Genomic DNA, 22,134 nt, shown 5'->3' on the forward strand with positions numbered 1-22,134 from the left:
TTATCACTCACTTTCAGTCGTTTTCTTGGTACGGGAAGCGGGCTTTTTCGGTTCTTCCGTTACTGCCAACTGCTCCATGATTGCACCATTAAAATGTTTTTCATCAATCGTCAATTCCTGACCGACTAAAAAGCGCTCTCCCTTGTACCTCACAGGAAAAGCGCCTTCTTTAATTTTTACTTTTATATTTGCCAATGTCATCACCAGCCTAATTCACTTGTGCAATAAAGATATTGTCAATTGTTTCAAAGCTTGGCATTACAATTTCGGAAACGATTGTTTCAACATTAACAGGATGTGGCTCTTTAACTGTTGTAATAGCAACACCAGTATTTACAATGGAAACTTCGGCATTTGACTGTCCTGTTAATAAATCTGATTCCTCCGGTGTCGTACCATAGTATGTGTTTCCTAGCGTGCCATCTGGAATAAGTGTGAAATATTCATCTGGATAGAAGCTGTTTGAAGTACCATTCTCAGCAAGATATTTCTTGTTGTATACAGCTACAGAAATACCTAATTTATCTTGTAAATACTGTTTTAACATAGCATCTGTAAGAATGATATTTTGTCCACCTAACGGATTCATATCCAAACGAATGCTTGGATGCTTTAATAAATAGCCAAACGTTTTACGTGTTAAAATCGCTTTCGTAGGGCGAACGCCTGTATTTTCCTCTACTGTATCCTGCCAACGAATAATGTCCTCGATTGGTGTAGCATCGGCAGTGCTCCATACAGCGTTTCCTGCCAACGCCTCTTTATGATCACTTTTCATTTTATAGTCATAGTCGAAATCTTGGCGATTTGCCGTGATTTTAATTTTACCTGTAGAAAGTAACTGCATAATCATTCGTTCAGGCTGCACATTGGCACCGTTCACTAGATTTGTAATGTCATCATAGATATTTGCGATTAAAGTTCGTGTCATGCTATCTAAATTAGACGATAACAAACGATTCAATTCTTGCCGGTCTTTCTCCCCTACTCGCATAGCTTCTCGGAAGAACGGCATTTCCGTTTCGATTTTTTTGAATCCGATACGATCACGTAATGTCGCTTTAGCATCAAATTCAGATGGCATTAAGGCTACTGGTAACCCCTTTGATCCTTTAATCCAACTTAAATCTAGGCCAAGTTGTTTTTTGGGAGGAAACAATGTTGCTCCTAAATATGGAATATTATTTGATGGATTGTTCTCGTAATAATCCGCAATCTCTTTTGCATTTACTAAATCAAAAATTGTTGGCATTAATTTTCATCCTCTCTTATTTTAAAAATGTAACTTGACGCAAAGCCTGTATTGCTTCCGGCGTTGGCTGCTGCGGTAATTTGTCCAATGCAACAAAACCATGAAGCAATGCCGCTCCTGGTGCTGGACCATAGGTGACATCTGTATCATTGAAAAGAACTCCCTCGGCACCTGCATCATTTGCTGCTACAGCATTAATAGATTCATCTAACAAGAAACCACCACCAAGGATAGTTCCAGCAGGCACAATCTTTTTCCCTTCCGCATTCGGGCTAATCCCTTCATCCGAAACTGTAATGGCCATGTTTACATAATGATCCGGGAATTTTAAAATTTCTTTTTTATTTGTATAAGTCGTTTCTACAAACTTACTCATTAAAATTCATCTCCTTTATTTGAAATAATTGTCGCGAGCAGTATCTAATTGTTCTGTTCCCTTCGAACGCTCTTCAGCAATTTGTTTACCAAAACTGATTTCTGTACCGCCCTCTTGTCCTTGCATCCCATTAGCTTGTCCTTGCATCCCATTAGCAGGAACAAACCCTTTAAACTGTGGTGTATTTGGTTTATCTGGCACAAACAAAAAGGACTTTGATTCTTGCAGTGTTTTAAGCTGCTCCTCAAGTCCTTTAGCTACGTTTCCGTCCTTATCTAATTCGATTGTTTCGCGATTAATTAAGCCCGCTACTAAATCAACATCATGTACCTTATTATTTAGCGCTAGTTTTAACGCTGCGCTCATACGCTCGTTTTTCAATTGCTGCTCATATTCTGTTTTGGCCGTTTCATTAGCCTGCTGTAGCTCTGTAATTGTTGCTTGAAGTTCCTCACTTCCCTTAGCCGTATCCTGCAATTTCTTTAACTGCGTTTCATGCGTTTTCACTTGATTTTCAAGTACTTTCTTTGCATTATTCACCTCGTCAAAACGCTCTTTCGGAATCATATTACCGTATTTCTCAACGATGGCAGTTGCCTGCTCCTCGCTCAATCCCATTGCAATTAAATCTTCTTTTTTCATAATTATTTGCCTCCCATTACGTTTTTTACGTGTTCGACACGCTAGGTAAAACACTTGTTCTTTAACGTCTGCAAGCGCTAAAAAGACGAGATATACAGACCACCAAGCCTTTCCGCTATATCAGCCGTTTGGCGCTACTTTACGCCATAATTAAAAGCTGTATCATTACGGCTTTTTAAGCTTTAGAGCTTCATACGTTCCCGTTTTTTTAATTTCTTCATTGTAAATTTCTCAGCGATATGAACAGCGGAATGAAATAAACTAGGATTATCCTGTAATACTTGATGCAACACAATTGACACTCGATTAATCATATCCTCATCTTGGTCTTTATAGCCCGCTTCTAAAAAGATCGCATGTGTTAATTCATGAATCAACGTTTGCCTTTTACGATCCACCCCCAACGAACTATCTATTTGTATTTTGGCATCACGCATTAAAATCTGCCCCCACAGCTCTTGGTCTGCAATTAAGTGAGGCACTTCTTCCACGGTGTAGTTAACACCACCTACTTTCACGTTGTTTGGTAACATATTTATCCACCTTTCGAAGAATGTTAAAAGCACCCAACCATTCTTGTTTGGTTAGGTGCTTTTACTTAATAATTTCTATTGTGCTTACTTCATTTTCGTTAAAATTAACTAACTGATCTTTAAGCTCGCCATCTATAGGCTTTATAGTTAATTCCTGAATGTCACCATCACTATCATTTGCAGAAGTCCAATGGTCAACTATTCCTATTAGAGTTTGGTCATCAGTAAAAGTAACTTTAATTTTTTCTCCTGGATTATAGAAGATATCCATGCTTCCACTCCTTTCAATCTGGTCTAATCGGCACTAAATGTGTCCGTTTTTTCGAGTGATGAATCTTTACTTTGTTAGTTTCGTAAGCTCCATTATTAGAGACAGCTACCCCGATAATCCGATCTAAAACAATTACTTCTTTGACTGTTCTATTTCCGTGACGGTCCCTTTCCACAATTCCTGTACCTGCATATTGATCCAAAATCTTTTGTACATTCTCCGTATCAAAGAAATAACTTTTCCCTTCTGTTCGAGTTGAATCCATATGTGGAGCTTGTTTTTCTGGATTAACCCTAGTTCCAAAAGTACCATCTCGTAAATTTGATTTTACATAATAATTATCTTGAAGTTTATTCCACTCGTTACCTTTACTATACTTAATATCTTTGAATTCTTCAAAAGATTTAGGTGCATTCTGACCAAGCGTCTTTTTATAATTATCGTACTGTTGTTTGTCTTTACTTTTATTCACCTGTATCTTTTTAGTAATAGCAATTTTATCTGCTCCATACTTCTCTACCTGAGTCTGATACCATTCTTCATACTTCATGTTGCTTGGTACATAGTACGTCTGTCCGTCCAAATCACGGGCAACACGCTGGCTATAATCATCAACAAAATAAGGGGCTGTTGTGGACCTACAGTGTGGATGAAATGGATTGGCAGTTACACCAGGCATGAAATCTTTTTGTTTAAACACTTTGCCATCCATTTCCCGACAAATAGTGCTTGTTTTAAAATCAAGTGTAGCAATGATTTCATAGCGCTCTACATCTAAATCGTTATACGCTTCTCGCTGTGCTGCTGCACTAAAAAACGCCGCTTCAGTCATCACTAAACGGCGAATTTGATATTTGGTATTGGTAGAGCCTAGTTTTTGGTGCAGCACATTTACAATTGTTTCTGGATGTTTACCAGTAGCAACGGTGCGCGTCAGCTCTTTGTGCAGTGTGTCGATTAAAATGTTTTTATCTCGCCACAAACGACGCGAGAAGGTCATGCCGTCAGCAGTCCATGGTTTGCTAATCACCTTTTCTAGTAAACGTTCGTCTAATTTTTGCATCGTAAAGCCCACATTAAAAGCTGTCTGCACCTCAAAAGCTGTGTGATAATACTGCGCTTGGTATTGATCTTTAATAAAACGCTCAAAGCCCTCAATTTGGCCACCATACAGTTTTTCGATATGCTGCTGTATCTGCATTTGCAAACTTTCCAAACGACTAATATGGACACGAGAAGATGCATTTTCGAGTTGTTTCATCCATTGTTGGTTGATCGCATTCTGTTCGCCATATTTGATATATTCCTGCACATTCCACTTAAATTCTTTCAACTCATCACTTTTTAATAACCTTTTCGCTTCATCCAATGTGATTTCGTTATTCTTAGCGAAGCGGCTATACCACTTAAGAATATCCTTTTCCAAGTCGTCCATGGTATGCGTGTATGCTTTCACAAGGTCATCATAATAAAAAATGGAGCGTTCGTGTTGTGCCTGTTCCAACAGTTCGAAACGTTTGCGCCAATAATTACGAGGTTTCATCGTCATTTAGTTCACCTTGTTTTTTCTGGAATGTGGTGTCGTAATTATCAAACATATCCATCTGCTTACGTTGTTCCGCTTCTCTACGCTGTAATTCAAGCTGCACATCTTTTACATACGGATGCTGTGCAATCTTTGTTTCTTCTGATAAATATGGAGATTTCTCCAATACTTCTACGACTTCTTTTTCATTGATCAGAATGTCACGGTTAAAAATAATATTAACCTGCTCCCCTTCAAAGTCCCCTTGACCTGTATTAGCTAGGTGAGCATTAATGAACCATAATAATTCTTCAAATGATGCTTGAAATTCTGTTTCAATGCCGTTCGCATCTAGCTCAATATCACTATACATTGATTGGATGTTCATTTGATTAGGATTATTTGCCATGCGCTCATCTTTTGCGTCATAGCCTCGACCATTTTCAATAAGCGCCTTTTTAAATAATGATAGGATCGCCTTATAATTGTCAGGGTTTACTTCAACAGTTAGTGTCTCTACACCGCCTTGGTTGTCCTTATTACGAACTACTTTAACAACACCATATTGTGCCAAATTACGCCTAAACTCTCCTAGATTTTGTCCTCCATAGTTGTACAGGACCAAAAGTGTATTTCGTGCATCTTCCTGCATGTTATTTTCAAAGTCACTTAGCATAACATTGATGCCATCTTGCAAGGATTTTACGCGCTTGATGAGCGGGATTTCTTTATTATTGAATTTGAACGGAATTAGCGGCGTTCGTTGCCAATTTAGCATGTAAATAGACTCTCCATCTCCTACCGTGATATACGAAGCGGTGTTCTTAGAGACATCTGAAACTAAACGTCCATTAAACCACTCATAATGTTCAATCCCATTTACACTATAGACTTCTGCTTTTTCTGTGATTACCTCTCTATCCCCTTCATAAGCCTTCGTAGTGTATATCCTAATGGCAAAATCAATCATTGTTCGCTCTGAATCTTTCCAAAACGGAATGATTTCATGGGGAGGAAAACGTTTGACAGCAAACTCACCATTTTCATTGTAATACGGATACAACCAGCCAATGCCGCCATTTAAGGCGTCCTGTCCAACACCTCTTATTGTCCGGTGGAATCGTTTATTGAAGATGACTTGTAGCCTCTTAAGATACTCTTTATTTTCAGTTTCAATTGTTATAGGCTTACCAAGCTGATAATTTACCTTTTGATCTACAAGCTTCGCATACTGATTATCTAGTATCTTGTTATTTGGCAAGTTTTTATTAACTTCCAAACGCCCACCCTCACCGATAACTAAACGCTCTCGCTTTAATATTTCTTGCTCACCTTCATAGTAAGCTGCACCTGTGAGCATCCACCTACGAATCTCCGACTTTTTAAACTTATTAATCTCGTTTTCTAGCCATTTTAGGTCCGTTATAACATTATGTGAACCTGCCGCTATATTCGCATTAATTACCTCTGTATCCGTTACCGCCCCTTGATATGGAAAATACCCCACTGTTTATTTCACCTCTTTCTAATCAAAACTGAATGTATCTCCTACACCTACTTTTTCAGCAATCCCCGTAGTTGCATCAGGAGCATCGTCATGAGCATTTTTACCTTCACGTTGATACTCAGTCATTGCTTTGTAATACTCAGGCCATTTATCTTTCCAATTGATCGGGAAATAAATATGATTCATCACCCACGTTGAATTAGATAAAATACGCGCTATTTTGTTATTCGATTGATGAAATGGCTCAATGTATGTGTAATTGCTACCATACTCTTCCATTAAGATTTTCTCTACAGAACGCGCAAAACCACGCCCTCCACCGTTTGATTCGATGTAAGCATGGTTAACTTTGTTAGTGTATAGCATTTTAGCTGTAGCTGGCTCTGTTTCTTCCATAGGCGCTTTCGTAAATAAAACATCCAGCACGTACGCCTCATTATCAAATGTCTCACCATAGACGATGCCACAAAGGTAGTCATCCCCTGTATCTGCTGTATCTATATAACATTTAATTGCCTTAAAAGCAGGTAATTCACCATCATATGTCTTAAATGCCTTGTACAAACGCCCTTTAAGGTCTAATGGCCGTTGATAATAGTTAGCATTTAAAATAGCCTCATCCATAAAGTCGACCAAGGCATCAAAGTTTTTCCTATTCAGCAATTCAGGACACAGCATATTCCCCTCTTCGTCCATAGCTGGCATCATCAGTACATACCATTCATCTGCCCTTTTGCTGTCTAAGATTCGACCACATATATCCTTCTTGCTCCACCTTGTCATATTGACAATTTTAATAGAGCGGTCTGTTTGCTCCTGCCGTGAAAGAAATGTGTCGGTGAACCATTGCCACTGTTTATCCAAAGCATTTTCGTTTTGAGCTTCAGCAGCATTTTTTATTGGGTCATCGACAATTAAAATATTGCCACCTTTACCAGTGATAGACCCACCAAGTCCCGCTCCTTTATAACTAAAATGCTGTCCTTCGAGTGCCCATTGGCGATAGGATGAATCACCTTTTTTCACTTTCACTTTAGGGAATATATCACTGTAGACAATTTCATGCGGGTAAACCTTTTCTTCACTGATACCATCACGAGTATAACGACTAAACACTGTTGCTAAATCTTCATTGTATGAAGCGGTGATGATGCGATTGTCCTGCCTGTCGCCTAATCCCCACTCACAAAAATGAATAAGTGTACGCGACTTGCCGTGACGCGGTGGGATATTCATTATTAAATTTTCGTAGGGTACACCTTTACTATTTAATAATCTTCCTTCATACAAAGCTTGCAGGGTTTCACATATTACTTGTAAGTGATGCCGACCTTCTTTATAAAATTCTGGAGCTCTTGTTTTGCAATATTCCCAAAAGGATTGACGAGAAAGGTATTTTCGTTCCTCAATGAGCGCATCTAATAGTTCAACCTCTGCTTGTTCCGCATTCATTGTTTCGTCATTCCTTTCAACTTTTCTATCGCTTCTCGACGCTCCTCTGACGTCATATAGGCATATTTATTTGTGTCATTTCCTACTGGTTGTTCGCGTTTTTGTTGCTCCATCTCTATTCGGCTAATTTCATTTTTATACTTCAACTGCTCTTCACGTAGTCGCTTTAGCTGCTTGTCACTTAATAAATCGGTGTACTTTGATAACATCGCAAGCGCGGCCATCTTATCAACAAGCTTAACAGAAACACCATCCTTACCTTTTTTGACTTCGCTAATAATTGTGCCATCTACTTCATCAGAATTCTTAAGGTGAACGTAAGTACGTTGATACGTCATTTCCTCACCCTGATAATTCAGAAGCGGCTTACCTGTTTCATCTTTTACAATTTCCTCAACTGTACCAAAATCTGAATAGTCCGTAATATCGGCGAATGCTATGTCAATGTACTTTTGCAATACATCACGAGCATCTAACATCACACTGTCGGCAAGCTGCTGTTTTAGTCGCATGATTTCTTCTTTTATACCTTCATTTACCATCAAACGATAAGCATTTCGATTGGCTGTTATATAGTCGCATTGATAGGCTTTTTGGTAAGCCTTTGTAGCATTGAAATATTTAACATAGTACATACAAAAAAGCAACTGCTTATCGTTAAGACCGTCACTCTCGATGATCTCAAATTGTACAGTTGCTTGCGATTCCGCTTCTGGCGTTGCTTTGCTCCGTTGCGTTCTTTTGGTTTTCTTTTTTGCGGAACGTTCCGTATTTTTCACCTGCTTTGATTGGAACGTTCCATTCGATTCCGCTTCAAGACGATCATCCCACTTATCTTTATTTTTCCAGCCGCGCACGGTGCCTTCGGATACAGCTAGTTGCTCCGCTATATCCTTTAGCTTTATATCACCGTTATGAGCTTTATAAATATCATAGGCTTGGTCACGTCTTGGATCTCTTGCTCTAGCCATCCTGCATACACCCACCTCCACCATCCCTTTTTAGTATTCGTTAGTTACATATCTTAGAAAGGTGCTGGATTACTAAAGTATCTTGAACATTTTAAAAATTTGAAGTATAGATACTGTAAAAACTGATAAGTTAAGAAGTAAAAGTGGAATCTTTAATAATATATTTTTCCCGTTAAAGTTAGAAAGAAGAACAATTTTAAATACCCCTCTAAAAAAACCATATATAAGTGAATCAATTTCATAAATCGATTTTTTCAAGAGCTTAGACTGCTCCTGTGTCTGATTTTTGTTTTTTAAAATTTAAGCTGCGTTGTTTTGTAGCTGTAAACGTACATTCATCCGATCGACTGCTAATTTGCAGGCATTATAAATAAACGTCACAAGGTTGAAGTGCAGTTTAGCTTTTCTACCGGTTTTGTGACGGACGTTGTTTAACTGAAAAAATTGCTTTAAATAAGCATTTACTCGTTCGACAGCTGTGCGTTCCTTGTAAAGTTTCTTCCATAGCTCGGAGCCACGTGCTGGAAACGTGTATTTGCGGATATCGGTTTCACACTTGATTTTAAACACCTTTTGACAGAGCGAGTCATCACGTAATGGACAGGTTGCGCAATCTTTTGGACGTGTGAACTTAAGCGTTTGATACTTTTCATCAAAGCTGTCGTAACAGTAGCTATGTTCACGCACACAGGTTGGACGGAAATGTTCATCAAAACCGATCATTTCGCCCTCACGTCTTTTCACATATGGAATCACAGCTTTCATCTCTTGTATTGAAATCTGGCGGTAAATTGCTTCATAGTCATAACCTGCATCGAAAATAGCCGTTGTGAAATGGTTAGGCATGATATGGTTCATCTTTTTTAGTAACGGAATCGCCGCTTTACTATCACTCAGATTGCCGGAAGACATTAGACGCGCCACGATATATTGGCTTTTTGTCGAAACAGCTAAATGCCCTTTAAAGCCGTACCAGAATGTGTTTTTACCATCGCTGTTTTTCTTGATGCCCCACTTTGGTTCAATGGGGATGTCTTGCCATAGAGTCGTCAATGGAATGGTTAATTGTGCTTCCAACTTCTTTTCAAAAGTCGTTTGATTCGCTTCAAGTTCTGCTTGTTCAGCGAGCCAGGCAGCACGTTCTTCTTTTGATTTACGACCACGTTTTTTCGGTTGTGTTTCTTTTTTCTCTGCTGGTTTTGCGGCATCTCTCGCTTCAAAATGTGTTGCATCAAAACTAAGGTGTTCCTCTTCAAGAAAACCTTCTGTAAAGGCAGCTTGAATAAGTTCATCGTGCATGCGATCTAAGACATCTGATTGACTAATCACGTCGACCATACGTGAATACGAGGCTTCAGATGGCACCGTGTCCGAAACTAAAAAGCCACAATCTAAGCGAAAGACGAAATCATGCGTTAATCGATTGACCAAATCTTTAACGGTAGGGATACGCTCGACAATGCGGATCATCAATGATTGAATCATCGCACCGTAGTTTAATTCTCGTGGAGCACCACGCATCGTCTTCTTTCGAAATAGTTGAAAGATTGGCTGCACATCGAAAGTGGCTAAAATAGCATCAAAACGACGAGAACTTTCCATTTTCAATAATTCACGGATGTCAAATAGGCTCATTTGTTTTACAATAGTCATGAGGCATCATTCCTTTTCGGTGGGTTGTTTAGTCGCTACCATTATACCGAATTTGGGGAGGTGCCTCATTTTTATTTAATTTTAGCCCTTGATATTAAAGGGATTAGAATTATGAAATTAACTCAAGTAGCAATAATAAAAAAATTATTACCCAATTAACAAAACTATTTGAGAAAAAATAATGTAATAATACTACAATGATTCCCAAAAAAAACGCTACTCCCACATCTAATATTGCTGACTTTAATGATTCCTTAAAAACCTTTGAAATTTCTAATAAAAAACCTACAATTCCAATGAATCCTAGCACAACACCAATAAGACTGGTAATAAACTCATTACCTAAAAATGTTGGATTCAAATACAATAATATTGAACAAATGAAGAAAGCCAATGCAAGTGATATTCCTTCTGCAATTTTTATTTTATCCTCCATGCTATATCCTCCTAACTATTTTTTACTCTTAATACGATAACTCATCTGAAAAGGATTCAAAATAAAGTAAAAAGTACTCCCGAAGGAGGGCACTTATATACTTAATTTTATTCTGTTGCGATTTTGAAGATATTGCTGAAATTTAGGATGAAAAGAGACTACCAATTTAGTAGCCTCTGCATGGAGTAACTTAAAACGGCTATTCAAAGTGAGAGGAAAATTTATTTCTTACTATATAGGCAAACGTACGTCAAGAGAGCTCTCTTCGGAAATATTTATACTTATTTTAATTTCCGCACGCTTCAAATAACCTTGAATAGTACTTTTACCAATACCCAATATTTTTGCAGCTTTACTATAAGGCATACGTTCGGCGCGTATCATAATAAAAGCAGCACGTTCATTTTCGGTAAGCCCATTCAAGGCATTATTAATTTTATTTTTCATATTTGTCATCCTTACAATTTCATTTTCCCATGAATCATCATCACTTTCTTTCTCTTTCATCCAGTCGGGTACATAGCTCTCAGCATCTGTATATGAAATTAAGTCTTGCATAAGGCGATGGTCCATGACAAACGTATCTTGACGAGTTGCCGCACGGTACTCAGCTGGATCGTAACCCGTTTCCATCCACTTGATAGCTTCTAGCATGTCACGCTCCATACTTGGGCATCCGCCAGCCGCGCGTAACTCCTTTAATGATTGTTTATACTCTGCAATTAAATCTGGAAAGTACATGACCATCTTCCTTTCTTGTTATGTAAAAATAAAAAGGACACCAATAGACCTGGCATGCTTGCCAAAATCTATTAGTGTCCATCGGTTTTTCCGTAAGGACGGTTATTTAGTTTGTTTAATGCGAATACGCTCAGCACGCTCGACGTCAAGCACCTGCCCTTTGTGCCAGATGATGGTGTCTTGCCCATACTGTTTGGGCTTTAATGGTGTAACAATGCCGTCCTGTACGATATATACGCCGTTCTCTGCTGTATTAATTGTTGCCTTCTCCATAAGCTGCCCCCCTATGTGTTATAATAAATTTGCATTTGCATAAGGGAACTTATGTTTCACCGTAACAAGCGCCAACTTGCTACGGTGATTTTTTAATATAGTTCTCCACTATCGACAACTTCACTGCATTGGTAGCAGTACACTATTTCATATGTGTTGGATACTTCGTCAGTTTTATCTACAATCTCCCCGTTCATGGCACTTTCCTCATTACAAATGAGTTGTTTAGCTAATAAGGATACTTCGTTATAAAACAAGTGGTCATTTCCACATTTCTCGCACTTATATTTCATTATTGTTCACCCTTTCTTTTGACATTGTGGTGTCGGCTCTATATCATTAAGACAACCGTAATAGATGCTGTCTAATGCGTTTTTATTGTTGACTATTTTAACGTTGCATACCTGATGTAAATATATTCCTATATTTTGATCCATTACTGTAATAAATACTGCTGTCTCACCTTTATTAATCCCACCTGCACAGCCAAAGCATTCGCGGATCTCATGAGTTGTCACAAGTCGTGCTTGTTCAATTTTTAACATTTGTTGACTCCTCCGTTACCTCCACCCAGTCAAAATGATTCATCATGTGCGTATAGCCTGCATTACAAATCGCATCTTCACCAAACTTTTCAAAAATAGCTTTCTCCCAATTTCGCATCCAATTTTCAGCGTTTTCTTTGTTGTAGACGATATTCGCTTGACTTAAATCATCTGTAAGCCCCTCATCATCGTCATTGCCTGTATAGTATTGAGGTACGTCTAAATCATTAAATTCATCTTTCAAACGCAAAACCCAAGCGTCTTTCATTCAATTCACTCACTCTCTATGGTATAATTTCCGTAAAATACATAATGAGGTAAAACTATGGACATATTTTCATTGTTTCTAAAACAACGTCTGTTGCCTACATCCATGTTCTGCAGCAACTGGATTAATATAGAGCACTTCTATTCTTGCAGCCCCACCTTCCGCTTTAGCCGACTTACACTCCTTATGCCAATCTTGCAACATGTCGCTATATAGCTCATTTTCATAGCCCGATAAAATAACCGGACCAGGATGGTTGTTTAACACTGTAAGTAATTCCTCGTGCTGCTCGTTTGTCATTTCATGTTTATAGCTGGTTGTTGTTCTTGTTGATAAGATGTAAGGCGGATCAGCATAGATTAAAACGTTCTGCCTCGAGTAACGTTGGATTAATTCGACTGCAGGCTGGTTTTCAATTTGTACACCGATTAATCTTTCAGCGACGACAGCAATTTTTTCCGGAAAAGCTAGCCATTCTTTGCCTGGTAATGGGCCATTCATTTCAATCATTGAGCGCCATCCTGTACGGTGGCTTGTTTTACCTCCACGCCCTTGCCACAGACGGACGATTAAGCGTCTAGCTCGTTCCAGCTCGTCATCCGCAGCCGTATAACTGTTGTAATATTCCTCCCTTGCATGTGGTGTAAATTTAATTTGATGGGCCAATTCGTCTGGCCGCTCTCGACTAACCTGAAATAGATTAACAATTTCCCCATCTAAGTCATTGACAGTCTCCAGCTGGCTACGATTTTTTGAAAAAAGCACGGCTCCGGATCCAAAGAAAGGCTCTAAATATGTTTCATGATCTGGGAAGTGGCTGATTATCCAATCTGCTAAAGACCATTTGCTGCCTGGATAATGTAAAATGCGCGGTATGCTGCTCATGGTGCAAGCGCCTCCCCATCCCATTCCCATAGACTAAGTTGCCCTTTTACTGGCACCGGCTCAGATAAAGGCTTTACACTATCAAGTTCCCATGCGTAGCGACCTTCCGAGTAGTCTCCGAATTTCATTTCTAACCCATTTATTACTCCGTCTACATTTTCCAAAACGGCTGCATCTTCGCAAAAATTTAATACCACTTTGTGACAATCAATTAACTCGGCTGTTGCAAGCACAACCCCTGTTGGTAATTGCTCATGAGATGTAATGCCATGTTGCTGCAATATGGCATTGATCCAATAATCCTTACAAGCATCTTTATCTACTGCCTTTCCAGCATGGATTGCTAATGGCCCACGGTATTTCGTCTGCCAGCTACGTGTCTCAAACCTCTTCTCGCCCAAAGCAATCAATGAGGCCCACGGCTGTTTTATTGTGATGGCTTTCATGTTAAGCTCCTTTCTGCTACGTATTTTTGACATTGTGCTTAATAAAGCTCTTTGGCAATGGCCGCTATCACATTGACAGTGACGCTGTTGCCAGCTTGCTTGTACAACTGGCTATCTGAATTGACTTCTGAAGCTCTATCGAATGCCCAATCAGGAAAACCTTGCAGTCGCCAACATTCGCGTGGAGTTAATTTTCTAATTTCACACCCTTGTATTAAATGATTATTTTGTTCCCAACTATTTTTGGTAAGAGTAGGAGCAATGTTAAAAGTATTACCTTTGTTAAATCCTCTACTTTCCTGTGCTGTTAGGGTAAACATTGGCTCCCCTGGTTCTTTTATTCTTCTTCCATCCTGTCTTTTTTCTAATCGATCAGGAGTTAGGACTGGTTGAACAATTTTCAATCCTTCGCCTTTATTTGTTGTTAAAGTAGGTGATAAACCACCAATACCATAAACTTGTCCATTAATACCGTTACCAGAAGGATTAACGTTCCCTGGCACCATTATCTTTGGTTCTTGCATTCCACCCTGCATTGTCGGAAGGGCTGGACTTATTCCGTCAATACTATAAACTCTTTTGATGTATTCATCACCCTTTATTTCAAGGTTTCCGATTACATTTATTTCTCCTGTTTTCCCATTCGTTTCAATATATGTGCCTTCACGTTGCGACTCTGGGTATCTGGCAGTAAGTGTTCCTGTCGTGATTCTGCTTTCATTAACCGGTCCAGATGCTTTTTTGATAGGAAATACTTTTCTGGTACTTGCTCCTCTAAGATGTCCGATAATGAACACCCTTTCTCTGTTTTGAGGTACGTACTCTTTAGAGTTAATACAATCCCATTCTGCATCATACCCGACTTCATCCAGCGTTCTGATGATTGTCTCGAACGTATCGCCCCCCTCGTGATTGAGGAGTCCTGTGACATTCTCAAGGAATAAATAGCGTGGTCTGAGAATAGATGCGAAGCGCATAATTTCAAAGAAGAGAGTTCCCCTAGTATCATTGAAACCTTTTCGCTTACCAGCAACTGAGAAAGCTTGACACGGAAATCCTCCACAGATAATGTCGATACTTCCGATTCCTCGAATAGCGTCATCTGAAACGTTTGCGATGTCATGAGCCGTCCACTCTCCTTTCGTGTCATGTATTACTTCATAGCTTTTTCTTGCAAATTTATCTATTTCAACGTACCCTACGCATTCATGCCCTGCGGCTTCCATTCCTAGACGAAAACCGCCAATTCCCGCAAATAAATCTAAAAATCTCATATGTTTTCACCTCGCTTGCTACACAAAATTGGCATTGTGCTTAATACCCTAATTCATTTATTAATTCCGTTACTCAATCCTCAGTATGGAATAATAAAACTAACCGAGTATTCACATATGATTTTTTTATCCTTTCTTATCAAAGAATTTTCCGAAACAATAAGTGATTTCTTTGCATCTCTATATGTGTTGGGATATTTTTCTTTATTTACAGCGAGTATATATTCCCATAATTTATAATCTTCTGCTTCACTTTCAGGTTCACTATCACAGCCACTATCACACCACTGTCGGTATATTTCCTCTTCTAATTCATCGCTTTCAGTAGTCACATAGTATTCTTCTGAATACTTGTTATAGGCAAAAAATATTTTGTCATACCTAGTTATTTCAGAAGATAATCTTTTCACTTCTCTTAAAGCGTCAGTTGCACCATCAAACTTTTTCATAATGTCCTCCTTTCTGTGCTGCACACTTTGGTTCTTATGCTTAAAATAAACTAAGCTGCTCATATTTTTGTTGTTTGGCGGCCACGTTCACCTTGACCGCTTCTGGTACAGTTCTTGCCCCAACCTCAAATGCAGTAGCTGTTCCTGATTCTTCAACCGATATAACACGCTCAAAACAATCCGCACGTTTATACGCCCCAATCGGCGCATCTGGACGGTGCTTGTAATACACACTGTAATAACCGTTTGCTTTTGGCTCTGTAATGATGTACTCCTCACCAATCAGATAAAAATGTGAGGGTGGCTTAACTACTCGAGCTAGGTACCTGATGGGTGCTTGTGTTGGTGCATCTACAGTTACTAGCTCAAAGCGACTCCTTTGGTAAACCCCGAAATGCGACTCCGCTCGAGGGAAACGACTAGCGTAGTATGCTAGGACGCCATGCGGAAATAGGTAGTACACCTCGCCTTTTTTTAGATTAGTTGAAGGCCCTGGATCAACACATCTCCCTAGTAACATCTTCATCTCCTCCATTTATGGTATCCCGTAGTATGTCAAAGATAGTGAGCTGATTCTTTAAAAACTCCTGTTCAAGATCATCTAAATGTCGTTGCCAGCAAGTAGGTCCATATTGCCGTATGATAGATTCGCCGCTTTTTAATGGTCTGTTGCATCGTTTACAATGACTCATGATTATTCCTCGGTTCTAACTCTTGGAGTAATAATTCATCCAATGACTCTTGAATGAGTGTTGCAGTTAAATCTACCGACCTTAATATACTTTTTGTTTTAGCCTTATTTAAGATAATCTCAACGTCTGAGAACGTTCGGCCAATTAAGTGTGGTAGTATTTCACAGATAAGAAAATGATCGGCTAGATTTTTGCCCAAATAGAAAAACATTTCGTCCTCATTAGGCAGCTCGTAATCCATACGATTATGAAAACGGCGCCACACAGCAGGATCTATATCACTATCAAGATTAGTAGCAGCCAGTAAAACTACCTCATCGCTTAGAGCATCTAAGTTTTGTAATAATGAGTTTACGACTCGTTTCATTTCATTTTCTGGACTGTCACCTTGTAGCCTTTTGCGGTTAGTAGCAATCGCATCAAATTCATCCAAAAATAGTACGCAAGGTTGTTCATTGGCCAGATCAAAAATCTTCCTCAAATTGCCCGCTGTGCCTCCAAGGTGACTATCAATTAATGTATCTAATCGCACTAGCATAAGTGGTAAATTTAATAGACTTGCCATATAGTGAGCACTAATTGTTTTGCCTGTACCTGGTGGACCAAATAAGAGTGTTTTGTTAGGAAGCGGGATTTCTGCTTCCCAAAAAACTTCTTTTTTTCTCATAACACTGATAAGTTCAGCGATAGTTGTTTTATTTTTGGACGTTGGTACAAAGTCCCTGGCTTTAACAGCCGCTTCACTTGGGTAAAAAAACTCACACCCAAGACGCTGCGCCTTTTCCCCCAAAGGGTTATTACTCCTCTTACCTCTTAATTTCTCTATTTGTACTCGTATCTTATTTGCTCGCTCCTGCAACCCTTTTTTCTCATACTTTTCAGCAATTTTTTCAGCTTCGTAAGCTATGCTAATTTGGTCACCAGTATAAGCCGTTTTTAATATTCTTAGCAGTTCGTAAAAAAACTTCGGTTCTGTTGTAGCCATAGCCCTTTCCCCTTTCTAAAATGACGGTTATCTCTCGTTATTTTCATACTTGCTACAAGCTCGCCAATTCACTCGTTGATCTGTAGCTGCACCGTTTGTATTTTGTCGTAAACCACATTTGTAATAGGTTCTGGCATATTGCCTAGCGAATAGATGTTTACAATGCTTACAGCGCTTGTCTTCTGGACCATAACCGTATGTATTCACCATAGGGTTATGGTCTAGTTTGCTCTCATCAATCGGGATGCCTAAATCTAACTCTATTTGATTCATAGATTCACCTTCTCTTTTTTTAGAACGGAAGATCCTCATCCATCACTTCTATTGGTGCTTTGCTATTTGCAAATGGGTCCTCATCCACTCGTGTATAGCTTGGCTGGTTCATAGGTTGTCTAAATACCGTAGCTGCTGCATGGCGTAGTGTGGACATTGGCTGTCGCTTAACCGCTTGTGGATGTCTTGTAAGACCGGAAGCGGGAACTGATACTCGCTAATCAGTTGATTGATATACTTGGCTACTTCCTCATGTGTCATGGATTGTGTCACTGCTCGTACCAGTGCTTGATCGGTACCGTTAGTAAAAGTTCCTTTAGCCTGCGCAACCTTTGCAAGATGGTTCCGCATGTTCATGTGCTCCTCATGTCTGCTCATCGCACTACCCCTTCCCTAACATTTCCAAGATTTTCTGACGCTCTGCTTCAAAGTCCATGGTTGATGTTGATTCAGGTACATCAACTGGAATAGTGTCATTGCGGTTCTTAAACCACTCAGGTACAGGTGCTGTTTGCTGTTTTGGTGGATAATATCTTGGCGATTGATTACGTTGTTGTTTGGCTTGGATTTGTTGATTCTTCCAACGTAAATCCTCAGCTTCCACCGCTTCCAACGTTAAGAGTTTCTTGTTAAACCAATCTTTTAAGATGGTTTCCACATAACCCCAGTTTGTTTTTCCGTTCAGTACGGCTTTTTCCATCGCATGGATAACTAAAGGCTCTGACAGGTCATTTATCCATTGATCCATTTTGTAAATGATTAAAGAGCCCAGCGCCCCAAAATGATTTTGCTCGTAGAACGTAAATGCATTTTGTGCTGGAGGAGCGGTTTGCTTTTCTGCTGTTGCTGTGTTAGCAGGTGGCTCCTTATCATCATCAGTATTATTAATTAATCTTTCAGTACTTAGTAAATCAGTACTTGGTATATTAGTATTTAGTAGTCCTTGATTTTCCACGAATGGTTTTTCCACTCGTGGATTTTCCATGGATGGTTTTTCGGGGTATGGTTCTACCATAGGCTGATTTTCCATGGATGGTTTTTCAGGTAATGGCTGCTCTGGTTGTTGCTCCAATTCGCCATCCCCTTCAACTTGGGGTACTTCATAGACCACTGTGATCCAATCGAATTTACCGTTTTTGCCACGGCGTCTTTCTTTTTTGACATAGCCATACTTTTTCAATTCTGTGAGTGCTGTATTAAAAGATGTCTCACCATCCGTTGCCCATTGCATAATTTCGCTATTATGAAATGTCCAATCATCAGGTTTAGAGAGCATAAATACATGGATGGCTATTGCTTTCCAACTCAGATTTTTATCATAAAGTGATGTATTATTTATGACTGTATAATCTTTATTTTTGACTACTCTTACGATGTTTTTATTCTCCATCCGCTGGTCCTCCTATAAAAATTTATCTAGCCTTTCACAAATGGCGAAGCTACCTTCGATTCTGATAATTTTGTAATGTGGGTAGCTTTGCCACATATAGCGGCGCACTAGGCGATATAGCTCGGTTTCATCGCCTGCTGCTTGGTCAAAAATCCACTGCGGCAACAATACTCGGTGTGGCACGTCATTCATTCGGTCACCTTAGTAGATAACAAATGATTGATTAACATATTTGCCTCTTTTGCTGTTAACGATTTGGAATGCTTGTCTGGAATCCAACAAGCTTGTAATGCACCGTTGTAAACGGTTTGTACATCTGCCCCAAAAGCTTGTGCTACTTTTGCTAATGCTTTTTTCAGTTCTGTATACTGGGCACCTGACATTTTTTCTTTTTCTGCATCTATTGATTGTTGAGCAGACTCTTGCACTGGCGGTTGATTTTGCGGCGGTGGCTGCTGCTGATAAGCATAATCATTGCCACTCATGCCGTTCGCATCATCGTCTTTTTCAGTCGCCAGCCCTAACATGGCTGCCAAACTATACCGCTTCATATAAGTGATTTGCCCCCCGAAATCTTGCATGCTATTAGCTGCTGGGAATTTAAGTGGGAACGACTTAGCATACTCTCCTGATTCGTGCAAAATAATCGTTTCCACACAGGCAAAGATCGTATTCCCCTCCGCTTGCGTATAGCTGTTCTGCATAATAGTTAATTTATTTGCAACAAATACAGGCTTTACTGCGTCCAAAATGCCGTTTAAATCGGTATACTCGAATGTGTAAGAGCGCCCAGTTTTCGTACGCACTTCTACCTTTGTATTGTGCTTAGGCGTTTGAATAACAGCCCATGATTTGGCTAACGCAGCCGCAATATTGGTATTACTCTCTGAAAAAATCATCGTATCCCTCCTAACCTATTGATTTCTTGAAGCCAATGGCGTACAATATTTGTAACTTATTTTTAAAATGGTATTTTTTAAACCACTGCTGGAACAGTGGTTTTTTAATTGTGATAGGAGTAAATTTCTACACCATCGATAAAAACAAAAGTTTTATTATTAAACATGTTCCCTTCATAACTAACTGTCTTCACACCTTCTAATTCCAAAAGTGTATTTTCGTTATTAATCAAAATTTCGACCTTATCTGTATGAGCGATCACGACATTCAATACATCCTTCTCAAGGTCACATTTCTTAATAACATCTATTGCTAACTGTAATTTCTCGCAAATGGACATAATTTCACCTCATTTCTGACGGGCAATCCCATCAAGCAGCCTACAACCTTGGCAAACCGTCAAGGGGAGGAACGGAGTTGTAGACTGCTTGACGAGAGCGAGATCACACTCGCAAACGTCTAATTTTGTGATATAATTATTCATAACTAAACTTAGTTTCGCTGTTTAATCGGGCCAACGATTAAGCAGCTTTTTTTATTGCCAGCAAGCAATAATGATCGGGATACCAATGGCAATCATACATAGACCACATTTAACACAAAACTCCTTATGTTTTTGATCGCGGTCATCATCTGACATATAAAAATAATTCACTAACCACTTCACCATCTGAACCACCAATTTCCAGTAGCTGCCAACCGTTGTTGTAACGATAACTTGTCCCATTTTTTACTTCTAAAGATTCTCGTTAGCAAGTTTCTTCACCACCGCCCTGGAGTAGCTCTAGTACGTCTAAAATCGTACTCACACGTGCCTGCTGCAACGATACTTGGTGATTACAAAGTTCTAAGAAATCATCTTCGCCAGAAGCATTCTTAGCTTGGTGTATCAAAATTTCTAACAATTCTTGTTCTTGCTTAAAACGTTGCTCGATTTTCGCTAACAACTTCTTATTTTCACGCTCAGCAGCTAACCATTTACGATGTAGGTCCACAAATTGCGCTCTAATGTCCATCACGCTCATGCCGTTATTGCCTGCTAACATTTCTTGTAGATGATCTATTTCCTTGAATGCATCCAACAATTCATCCTTTAAAACTTTTAAAGCATCCACTTATTTCCCTCCTACCAGTACTTATTGCGATTTTTATAATAATCATATAAATTTCCTCTTTTTAAGCACTGCACTTTAGTGTGAATCGCACGTTCCGTTTTACCGATTGCAAATGCTATCGTTCTTACGTGATCAATCTCATAAAACTTACAGATATATTCAAGTTCCCTTTCCGTAAAAGGTTTCCCATGTGAGAAATGAAATTTAGGATGATAATTCATTCGTCCTTGCTTGTCATACGTGATTTCAGCGCCTTTAACCTTCACCACTGCTACTCACCTGCCCTTCAATTGCCATTTAACTTCTTCAACACCCTCTTTTCACAAAAGAAATGTACATATATTAATCTTTACTTTAATGTCATATGTCGCCACGCCCTAGGCTTGATCCGCAAGTTTCTTCACCACCTGTGCTTTTTTCCTTGCAAGTTTAACTCAGCCGCAATTGCCCCTTGCAAGCAAGCATCCTGATTTCTACTGTTAGATCTTCAATCCAAGCTAGTTCTCTATTAATCTGGTGATTCAGTTTTTCTAAAGCATCCAATTGAATAATCCTCCTATAAACATGGGTACTGTTTGTAAAAACTGTACTGCTGCATCTGCACTAAATAACGCTGCTATAACTGCATCCTGAGAATTTGTAATTGCTGCAGCTCGTGCTAGAAATTTAGCCTCGCAAGCGATGATATTTTGCTCAATACGGCTAATTGTTGACTGCGTAGTATGCATAAGCTCTGCAAATGCCTCCTGTGATAACTTTGCTCGTTTACGGCATCTTTTGATGAGTGCTCCAATATCTACATGCATAATGACACCCCCTTCCATGCAGAAAGTGCATATTATGCTTACCACGCATGGTATCGTCAGTAAGTTAGCTTTATAGTTGAGATAATAAGAGGTTGTTTGCCCCAACTTCTTTGTAAGAATGGGTTGGAATTGTACATCTGCCCGATATATTTATTTTTAATCCCATTCATTCAAGATTTCTCGGAGTGCTTCAAAGCTACCTTCGTACATCCAAATGCGTAAACCGTTACCGTTATTTCTACGTTCGAATTGTTTCATACGTGGGTCCTTTAAAACGTGCTTATCAAGGTACTCCTTTTTGATGCCTGTGGACAAAGACATTTGCTCAATCGTCCACGATATAAGGGCAGGCCTTGCATGATCCATAAGCATTTTGTCTAATACGGCTAATACTTTTTCGCGTGTAATACCAGATAATGCAAAGATACTTTGAATCACTTCGCTTTCTGATTGTGCTAACATCGAAATCCTCCT

35 protein-coding genes are annotated in these 22,134 nt (G+C 39.3%); all 35 read right to left on the bottom strand.

Annotation, left to right across the window (positions count from 1 at the left end; all coding sequences use genetic code 11):
* Positions 1 to 3: 3 nt before the first annotated feature.
* On the bottom strand, positions 4 to 153 hold the full coding sequence (locus ADM90_RS24600) for a hypothetical protein (protein ID WP_161804095.1): 150 nt from the start codon (positions 151 to 153) through the stop codon (positions 4 to 6).
* Positions 154 to 208: 55 nt separating this feature from the next.
* On the bottom strand, positions 209 to 1,252 hold the full coding sequence (locus ADM90_RS19330; RefSeq protein ID WP_053996537.1) for a major capsid protein: 1,044 nt from the start codon (positions 1,250 to 1,252) through the stop codon (positions 209 to 211).
* Between the two features lie 16 nt (positions 1,253 to 1,268).
* Positions 1,269 to 1,628: a hypothetical protein gene (locus tag ADM90_RS19335; RefSeq protein ID WP_053996538.1), complete on the bottom strand. Its 360-nt coding sequence runs from the start codon at positions 1,626 to 1,628 to the stop codon at positions 1,269 to 1,271.
* 15 nt (positions 1,629 to 1,643) lie between these two features.
* On the bottom strand, positions 1,644 to 2,270 hold the full coding sequence (locus ADM90_RS19340; protein ID WP_053996539.1) for a phage scaffolding protein: 627 nt from the start codon (positions 2,268 to 2,270) through the stop codon (positions 1,644 to 1,646).
* A gap of 182 nt (positions 2,271 to 2,452) precedes the next feature.
* A complete protein-coding gene (locus tag ADM90_RS19345) occupies positions 2,453 to 2,803 on the bottom strand; it encodes a DUF955 domain-containing protein (RefSeq protein WP_053996540.1) in 351 nt (116 codons plus the stop codon).
* 61 nt (positions 2,804 to 2,864) lie between these two features.
* Positions 2,865 to 3,074 carry a hypothetical protein gene (locus ADM90_RS19350; RefSeq protein WP_053996541.1) on the bottom strand — a complete coding sequence of 70 codons (210 nt, stop codon included), beginning with the start codon at positions 3,072 to 3,074 and terminating at the stop codon, positions 2,865 to 2,867.
* Between the two features lie 13 nt (positions 3,075 to 3,087).
* Positions 3,088 to 4,623, bottom strand: a complete 1,536-nt coding sequence (locus tag ADM90_RS19355) for a minor capsid protein (protein WP_083448617.1) — start codon at positions 4,621 to 4,623, stop codon at positions 3,088 to 3,090.
* Positions 4,604 to 6,106: a phage portal protein gene (locus ADM90_RS19360; protein WP_200908568.1), complete on the bottom strand. Its 1,503-nt coding sequence runs from the start codon at positions 6,104 to 6,106 to the stop codon at positions 4,604 to 4,606. Before ADM90_RS19360 ends, ADM90_RS19355 begins: the two co-directional genes overlap by 20 nt.
* Positions 6,107 to 6,124: 18 nt before the next feature.
* Positions 6,125 to 7,558, bottom strand: coding sequence for a phage terminase large subunit (terL, locus tag ADM90_RS19365; RefSeq protein ID WP_053996543.1), 1,434 nt, complete (start codon positions 7,556 to 7,558; stop codon positions 6,125 to 6,127).
* Positions 7,555 to 8,529, bottom strand: a complete 975-nt coding sequence (locus ADM90_RS19370) for a terminase small subunit (protein WP_083448618.1) — start codon at positions 8,527 to 8,529, stop codon at positions 7,555 to 7,557. Before ADM90_RS19370 ends, terL begins: the two co-directional genes overlap by 4 nt.
* Before the next feature lie 300 nt (positions 8,530 to 8,829).
* Entirely contained in the window at positions 8,830 to 10,182 is a 1,353-nt protein-coding gene (locus ADM90_RS19380; protein ID WP_053994487.1) for a transposase, read from the bottom strand.
* A 109-nt stretch (positions 10,183 to 10,291) separates the two neighbouring features.
* Positions 10,292 to 10,618: a hypothetical protein gene (locus ADM90_RS19385; RefSeq protein ID WP_053996545.1), complete on the bottom strand. Its 327-nt coding sequence runs from the start codon at positions 10,616 to 10,618 to the stop codon at positions 10,292 to 10,294.
* Positions 10,619 to 10,849: 231 nt separating this feature from the next.
* Positions 10,850 to 11,359 carry a sigma factor-like helix-turn-helix DNA-binding protein gene (locus ADM90_RS19390; protein ID WP_053996546.1) on the bottom strand — a complete coding sequence of 170 codons (510 nt, stop codon included), beginning with the start codon at positions 11,357 to 11,359 and terminating at the stop codon, positions 10,850 to 10,852.
* A gap of 102 nt (positions 11,360 to 11,461) precedes the next feature.
* The gene (locus ADM90_RS24365; protein ID WP_152928050.1) at positions 11,462 to 11,632 is read right to left on the bottom strand and encodes a DUF3954 domain-containing protein; all 171 of its coding nucleotides are present in this window, start codon (positions 11,630 to 11,632) and stop codon (positions 11,462 to 11,464) included.
* A 299-nt stretch (positions 11,633 to 11,931) separates the two neighbouring features.
* Positions 11,932 to 12,177, bottom strand: a complete 246-nt coding sequence (locus ADM90_RS19400; protein WP_053996548.1) for a hypothetical protein — start codon at positions 12,175 to 12,177, stop codon at positions 11,932 to 11,934.
* Positions 12,164 to 12,445, bottom strand: coding sequence for a hypothetical protein (locus ADM90_RS19405; RefSeq protein WP_053996549.1), 282 nt, complete (start codon positions 12,443 to 12,445; stop codon positions 12,164 to 12,166). The genes ADM90_RS19400 and ADM90_RS19405 overlap by 14 nt, the downstream gene beginning before the upstream one ends.
* 78 nt (positions 12,446 to 12,523) lie before the next feature.
* Positions 12,524 to 13,330 carry a DNA adenine methylase gene (locus ADM90_RS19410; RefSeq protein ID WP_053996550.1) on the bottom strand — a complete coding sequence of 269 codons (807 nt, stop codon included), beginning with the start codon at positions 13,328 to 13,330 and terminating at the stop codon, positions 12,524 to 12,526.
* Positions 13,327 to 13,776 (bottom strand): ASCH domain-containing protein, encoded by a 450-nt coding sequence (locus tag ADM90_RS19415; protein WP_053996551.1) that lies wholly within the window; start codon positions 13,774 to 13,776, stop codon positions 13,327 to 13,329. The genes ADM90_RS19410 and ADM90_RS19415 overlap by 4 nt, the downstream gene beginning before the upstream one ends.
* 38 nt (positions 13,777 to 13,814) lie before the next feature.
* Positions 13,815 to 15,050: a DNA cytosine methyltransferase gene (locus ADM90_RS19420; RefSeq protein WP_053996552.1), complete on the bottom strand. Its 1,236-nt coding sequence runs from the start codon at positions 15,048 to 15,050 to the stop codon at positions 13,815 to 13,817.
* Between the two features lie 80 nt (positions 15,051 to 15,130).
* A complete protein-coding gene (locus tag ADM90_RS19425; protein ID WP_053996553.1) occupies positions 15,131 to 15,499 on the bottom strand; it encodes a hypothetical protein in 369 nt (122 codons plus the stop codon).
* Positions 15,500 to 15,539: 40 nt separating this feature from the next.
* Complete coding sequence (locus tag ADM90_RS19430) at positions 15,540 to 16,019, bottom strand: hypothetical protein (protein WP_053996554.1); 480 nt, start codon at positions 16,017 to 16,019, stop codon at positions 15,540 to 15,542.
* On the bottom strand, positions 15,997 to 16,191 hold the full coding sequence (locus ADM90_RS25620; protein WP_083448565.1) for a DUF6011 domain-containing protein: 195 nt from the start codon (positions 16,189 to 16,191) through the stop codon (positions 15,997 to 15,999). The genes ADM90_RS19430 and ADM90_RS25620 overlap by 23 nt, the downstream gene beginning before the upstream one ends.
* The gene (locus tag ADM90_RS19435; protein ID WP_053995619.1) at positions 16,178 to 17,176 is read right to left on the bottom strand and encodes an AAA family ATPase; all 999 of its coding nucleotides are present in this window, start codon (positions 17,174 to 17,176) and stop codon (positions 16,178 to 16,180) included. Before ADM90_RS19435 ends, ADM90_RS25620 begins: the two co-directional genes overlap by 14 nt.
* Positions 17,177 to 17,203: 27 nt before the next feature.
* Complete coding sequence (locus ADM90_RS19440; protein ID WP_053995618.1) at positions 17,204 to 17,449, bottom strand: hypothetical protein; 246 nt, start codon at positions 17,447 to 17,449, stop codon at positions 17,204 to 17,206.
* A 19-nt stretch (positions 17,450 to 17,468) separates the two neighbouring features.
* Entirely contained in the window at positions 17,469 to 17,606 is a 138-nt protein-coding gene (locus tag ADM90_RS24070; RefSeq protein ID WP_235473690.1) for a single stranded DNA-binding domain-containing protein, read from the bottom strand.
* Complete coding sequence (locus tag ADM90_RS25625) at positions 17,558 to 17,827, bottom strand: DUF6877 family protein (RefSeq protein ID WP_053996555.1); 270 nt, start codon at positions 17,825 to 17,827, stop codon at positions 17,558 to 17,560. The genes ADM90_RS24070 and ADM90_RS25625 overlap by 49 nt, the downstream gene beginning before the upstream one ends.
* A 4-nt stretch (positions 17,828 to 17,831) precedes the next feature.
* Positions 17,832 to 18,839: a DnaD domain-containing protein gene (locus ADM90_RS19450; protein ID WP_053996556.1), complete on the bottom strand. Its 1,008-nt coding sequence runs from the start codon at positions 18,837 to 18,839 to the stop codon at positions 17,832 to 17,834.
* Positions 18,840 to 18,851: 12 nt separating this feature from the next.
* Positions 18,852 to 19,031, bottom strand: coding sequence for a hypothetical protein (locus ADM90_RS19455; RefSeq protein WP_053996557.1), 180 nt, complete (start codon positions 19,029 to 19,031; stop codon positions 18,852 to 18,854).
* Positions 19,028 to 19,738, bottom strand: coding sequence for an ERF family protein (locus tag ADM90_RS19460; RefSeq protein ID WP_053996558.1), 711 nt, complete (start codon positions 19,736 to 19,738; stop codon positions 19,028 to 19,030). The genes ADM90_RS19455 and ADM90_RS19460 overlap by 4 nt, the downstream gene beginning before the upstream one ends.
* 104 nt (positions 19,739 to 19,842) lie before the next feature.
* A complete protein-coding gene (locus tag ADM90_RS19465) occupies positions 19,843 to 20,079 on the bottom strand; it encodes a hypothetical protein (RefSeq protein WP_053996559.1) in 237 nt (78 codons plus the stop codon).
* 195 nt (positions 20,080 to 20,274) lie between these two features.
* Positions 20,275 to 20,466, bottom strand: coding sequence for a hypothetical protein (locus tag ADM90_RS19470; RefSeq protein ID WP_053996560.1), 192 nt, complete (start codon positions 20,464 to 20,466; stop codon positions 20,275 to 20,277).
* Positions 20,467 to 20,488: 22 nt separating this feature from the next.
* Positions 20,489 to 20,854, bottom strand: coding sequence for a hypothetical protein (locus tag ADM90_RS19475; RefSeq protein WP_053996561.1), 366 nt, complete (start codon positions 20,852 to 20,854; stop codon positions 20,489 to 20,491).
* Positions 20,855 to 20,865: 11 nt separating this feature from the next.
* On the bottom strand, positions 20,866 to 21,123 hold the full coding sequence (locus ADM90_RS19480; RefSeq protein ID WP_235473692.1) for a DNA-entry nuclease: 258 nt from the start codon (positions 21,121 to 21,123) through the stop codon (positions 20,866 to 20,868).
* 261 nt (positions 21,124 to 21,384) lie between these two features.
* The gene (locus ADM90_RS19485; protein WP_053996562.1) at positions 21,385 to 21,660 is read right to left on the bottom strand and encodes a helix-turn-helix domain-containing protein; all 276 of its coding nucleotides are present in this window, start codon (positions 21,658 to 21,660) and stop codon (positions 21,385 to 21,387) included.
* Positions 21,661 to 21,816: 156 nt separating this feature from the next.
* Positions 21,817 to 22,122, bottom strand: coding sequence for a hypothetical protein (locus ADM90_RS19490; RefSeq protein WP_053996563.1), 306 nt, complete (start codon positions 22,120 to 22,122; stop codon positions 21,817 to 21,819).
* Positions 22,123 to 22,134: the final 12 nt, after the last annotated feature.

The organism is Lysinibacillus macroides, from assembly GCF_001281525.1.
Lineage (GTDB): Bacteria > Bacillota > Bacilli > Bacillales_A > Planococcaceae > Lysinibacillus > Lysinibacillus macroides.

What these genes read in the sequence shown, in the direction of transcription:
- ADM90_RS19330 (WP_053996537.1), bottom strand. Translation starts at nt 1,252, where the DNA reads ATGCCAACAATTTTTGATTTAGTAAATGCAAAAGAGATTGCGGATTAT.
- ADM90_RS19335 (WP_053996538.1), bottom strand. Translation starts at nt 1,628, where the DNA reads ATGAGTAAGTTTGTAGAAACGACTTATACAAATAAAAAAGAAATTTTA.
- ADM90_RS19340 (WP_053996539.1), bottom strand. Translation starts at nt 2,270, where the DNA reads ATGAAAAAAGAAGATTTAATTGCAATGGGATTGAGCGAGGAGCAGGCA.
- ADM90_RS19345 (WP_053996540.1), bottom strand. Translation starts at nt 2,803, where the DNA reads ATGTTACCAAACAACGTGAAAGTAGGTGGTGTTAACTACACCGTGGAA.
- ADM90_RS19350 (WP_053996541.1), bottom strand. Translation starts at nt 3,074, where the DNA reads ATGGATATCTTCTATAATCCAGGAGAAAAAATTAAAGTTACTTTTACT.
- ADM90_RS19355 (WP_083448617.1), bottom strand. Translation starts at nt 4,623, where the DNA reads ATGACGATGAAACCTCGTAATTATTGGCGCAAACGTTTCGAACTGTTG.
- terL (WP_053996543.1), bottom strand. Translation starts at nt 7,558, where the DNA reads ATGAATGCGGAACAAGCAGAGGTTGAACTATTAGATGCGCTCATTGAG.
- ADM90_RS19370 (WP_083448618.1), bottom strand. Translation starts at nt 8,529, where the DNA reads ATGGCTAGAGCAAGAGATCCAAGACGTGACCAAGCCTATGATATTTAT.
- ADM90_RS19380 (WP_053994487.1), bottom strand. Translation starts at nt 10,182, where the DNA reads ATGACTATTGTAAAACAAATGAGCCTATTTGACATCCGTGAATTATTG.
- ADM90_RS19385 (WP_053996545.1), bottom strand. Translation starts at nt 10,618, where the DNA reads ATGGAGGATAAAATAAAAATTGCAGAAGGAATATCACTTGCATTGGCT.
- ADM90_RS19390 (WP_053996546.1), bottom strand. Translation starts at nt 11,359, where the DNA reads ATGTACTTTCCAGATTTAATTGCAGAGTATAAACAATCATTAAAGGAG.
- ADM90_RS24365 (WP_152928050.1), bottom strand. Translation starts at nt 11,632, where the DNA reads ATGGAGAAGGCAACAATTAATACAGCAGAGAACGGCGTATATATCGTA.
- ADM90_RS19400 (WP_053996548.1), bottom strand. Translation starts at nt 12,177, where the DNA reads ATGTTAAAAATTGAACAAGCACGACTTGTGACAACTCATGAGATCCGC.
- ADM90_RS19405 (WP_053996549.1), bottom strand. Translation starts at nt 12,445, where the DNA reads ATGAAAGACGCTTGGGTTTTGCGTTTGAAAGATGAATTTAATGATTTA.
- ADM90_RS19410 (WP_053996550.1), bottom strand. Translation starts at nt 13,330, where the DNA reads ATGAGCAGCATACCGCGCATTTTACATTATCCAGGCAGCAAATGGTCT.
- ADM90_RS19415 (WP_053996551.1), bottom strand. Translation starts at nt 13,776, where the DNA reads ATGAAAGCCATCACAATAAAACAGCCGTGGGCCTCATTGATTGCTTTG.
- ADM90_RS19420 (WP_053996552.1), bottom strand. Translation starts at nt 15,050, where the DNA reads ATGAGATTTTTAGATTTATTTGCGGGAATTGGCGGTTTTCGTCTAGGA.
- ADM90_RS19425 (WP_053996553.1), bottom strand. Translation starts at nt 15,499, where the DNA reads ATGAAAAAGTTTGATGGTGCAACTGACGCTTTAAGAGAAGTGAAAAGA.
- ADM90_RS19430 (WP_053996554.1), bottom strand. Translation starts at nt 16,019, where the DNA reads ATGTTACTAGGGAGATGTGTTGATCCAGGGCCTTCAACTAATCTAAAA.
- ADM90_RS25620 (WP_083448565.1), bottom strand. Translation starts at nt 16,191, where the DNA reads ATGAGTCATTGTAAACGATGCAACAGACCATTAAAAAGCGGCGAATCT.
- ADM90_RS19435 (WP_053995619.1), bottom strand. Translation starts at nt 17,176, where the DNA reads ATGGCTACAACAGAACCGAAGTTTTTTTACGAACTGCTAAGAATATTA.
- ADM90_RS19440 (WP_053995618.1), bottom strand. Translation starts at nt 17,449, where the DNA reads ATGAATCAAATAGAGTTAGATTTAGGCATCCCGATTGATGAGAGCAAA.
- ADM90_RS24070 (WP_235473690.1), bottom strand. Translation starts at nt 17,606, where the DNA reads ATGTCCACACTACGCCATGCAGCAGCTACGGTATTTAGACAACCTATG.
- ADM90_RS25625 (WP_053996555.1), bottom strand. Translation starts at nt 17,827, where the DNA reads ATGAGCAGACATGAGGAGCACATGAACATGCGGAACCATCTTGCAAAG.
- ADM90_RS19450 (WP_053996556.1), bottom strand. Translation starts at nt 18,839, where the DNA reads ATGGAGAATAAAAACATCGTAAGAGTAGTCAAAAATAAAGATTATACA.
- ADM90_RS19455 (WP_053996557.1), bottom strand. Translation starts at nt 19,031, where the DNA reads ATGAATGACGTGCCACACCGAGTATTGTTGCCGCAGTGGATTTTTGAC.
- ADM90_RS19460 (WP_053996558.1), bottom strand. Translation starts at nt 19,738, where the DNA reads ATGATTTTTTCAGAGAGTAATACCAATATTGCGGCTGCGTTAGCCAAA.
- ADM90_RS19465 (WP_053996559.1), bottom strand. Translation starts at nt 20,079, where the DNA reads ATGTCCATTTGCGAGAAATTACAGTTAGCAATAGATGTTATTAAGAAA.
- ADM90_RS19470 (WP_053996560.1), bottom strand. Translation starts at nt 20,466, where the DNA reads ATGGGACAAGTTATCGTTACAACAACGGTTGGCAGCTACTGGAAATTG.
- ADM90_RS19485 (WP_053996562.1), bottom strand. Translation starts at nt 21,660, where the DNA reads ATGCATGTAGATATTGGAGCACTCATCAAAAGATGCCGTAAACGAGCA.
- ADM90_RS19490 (WP_053996563.1), bottom strand. Translation starts at nt 22,122, where the DNA reads ATGTTAGCACAATCAGAAAGCGAAGTGATTCAAAGTATCTTTGCATTA.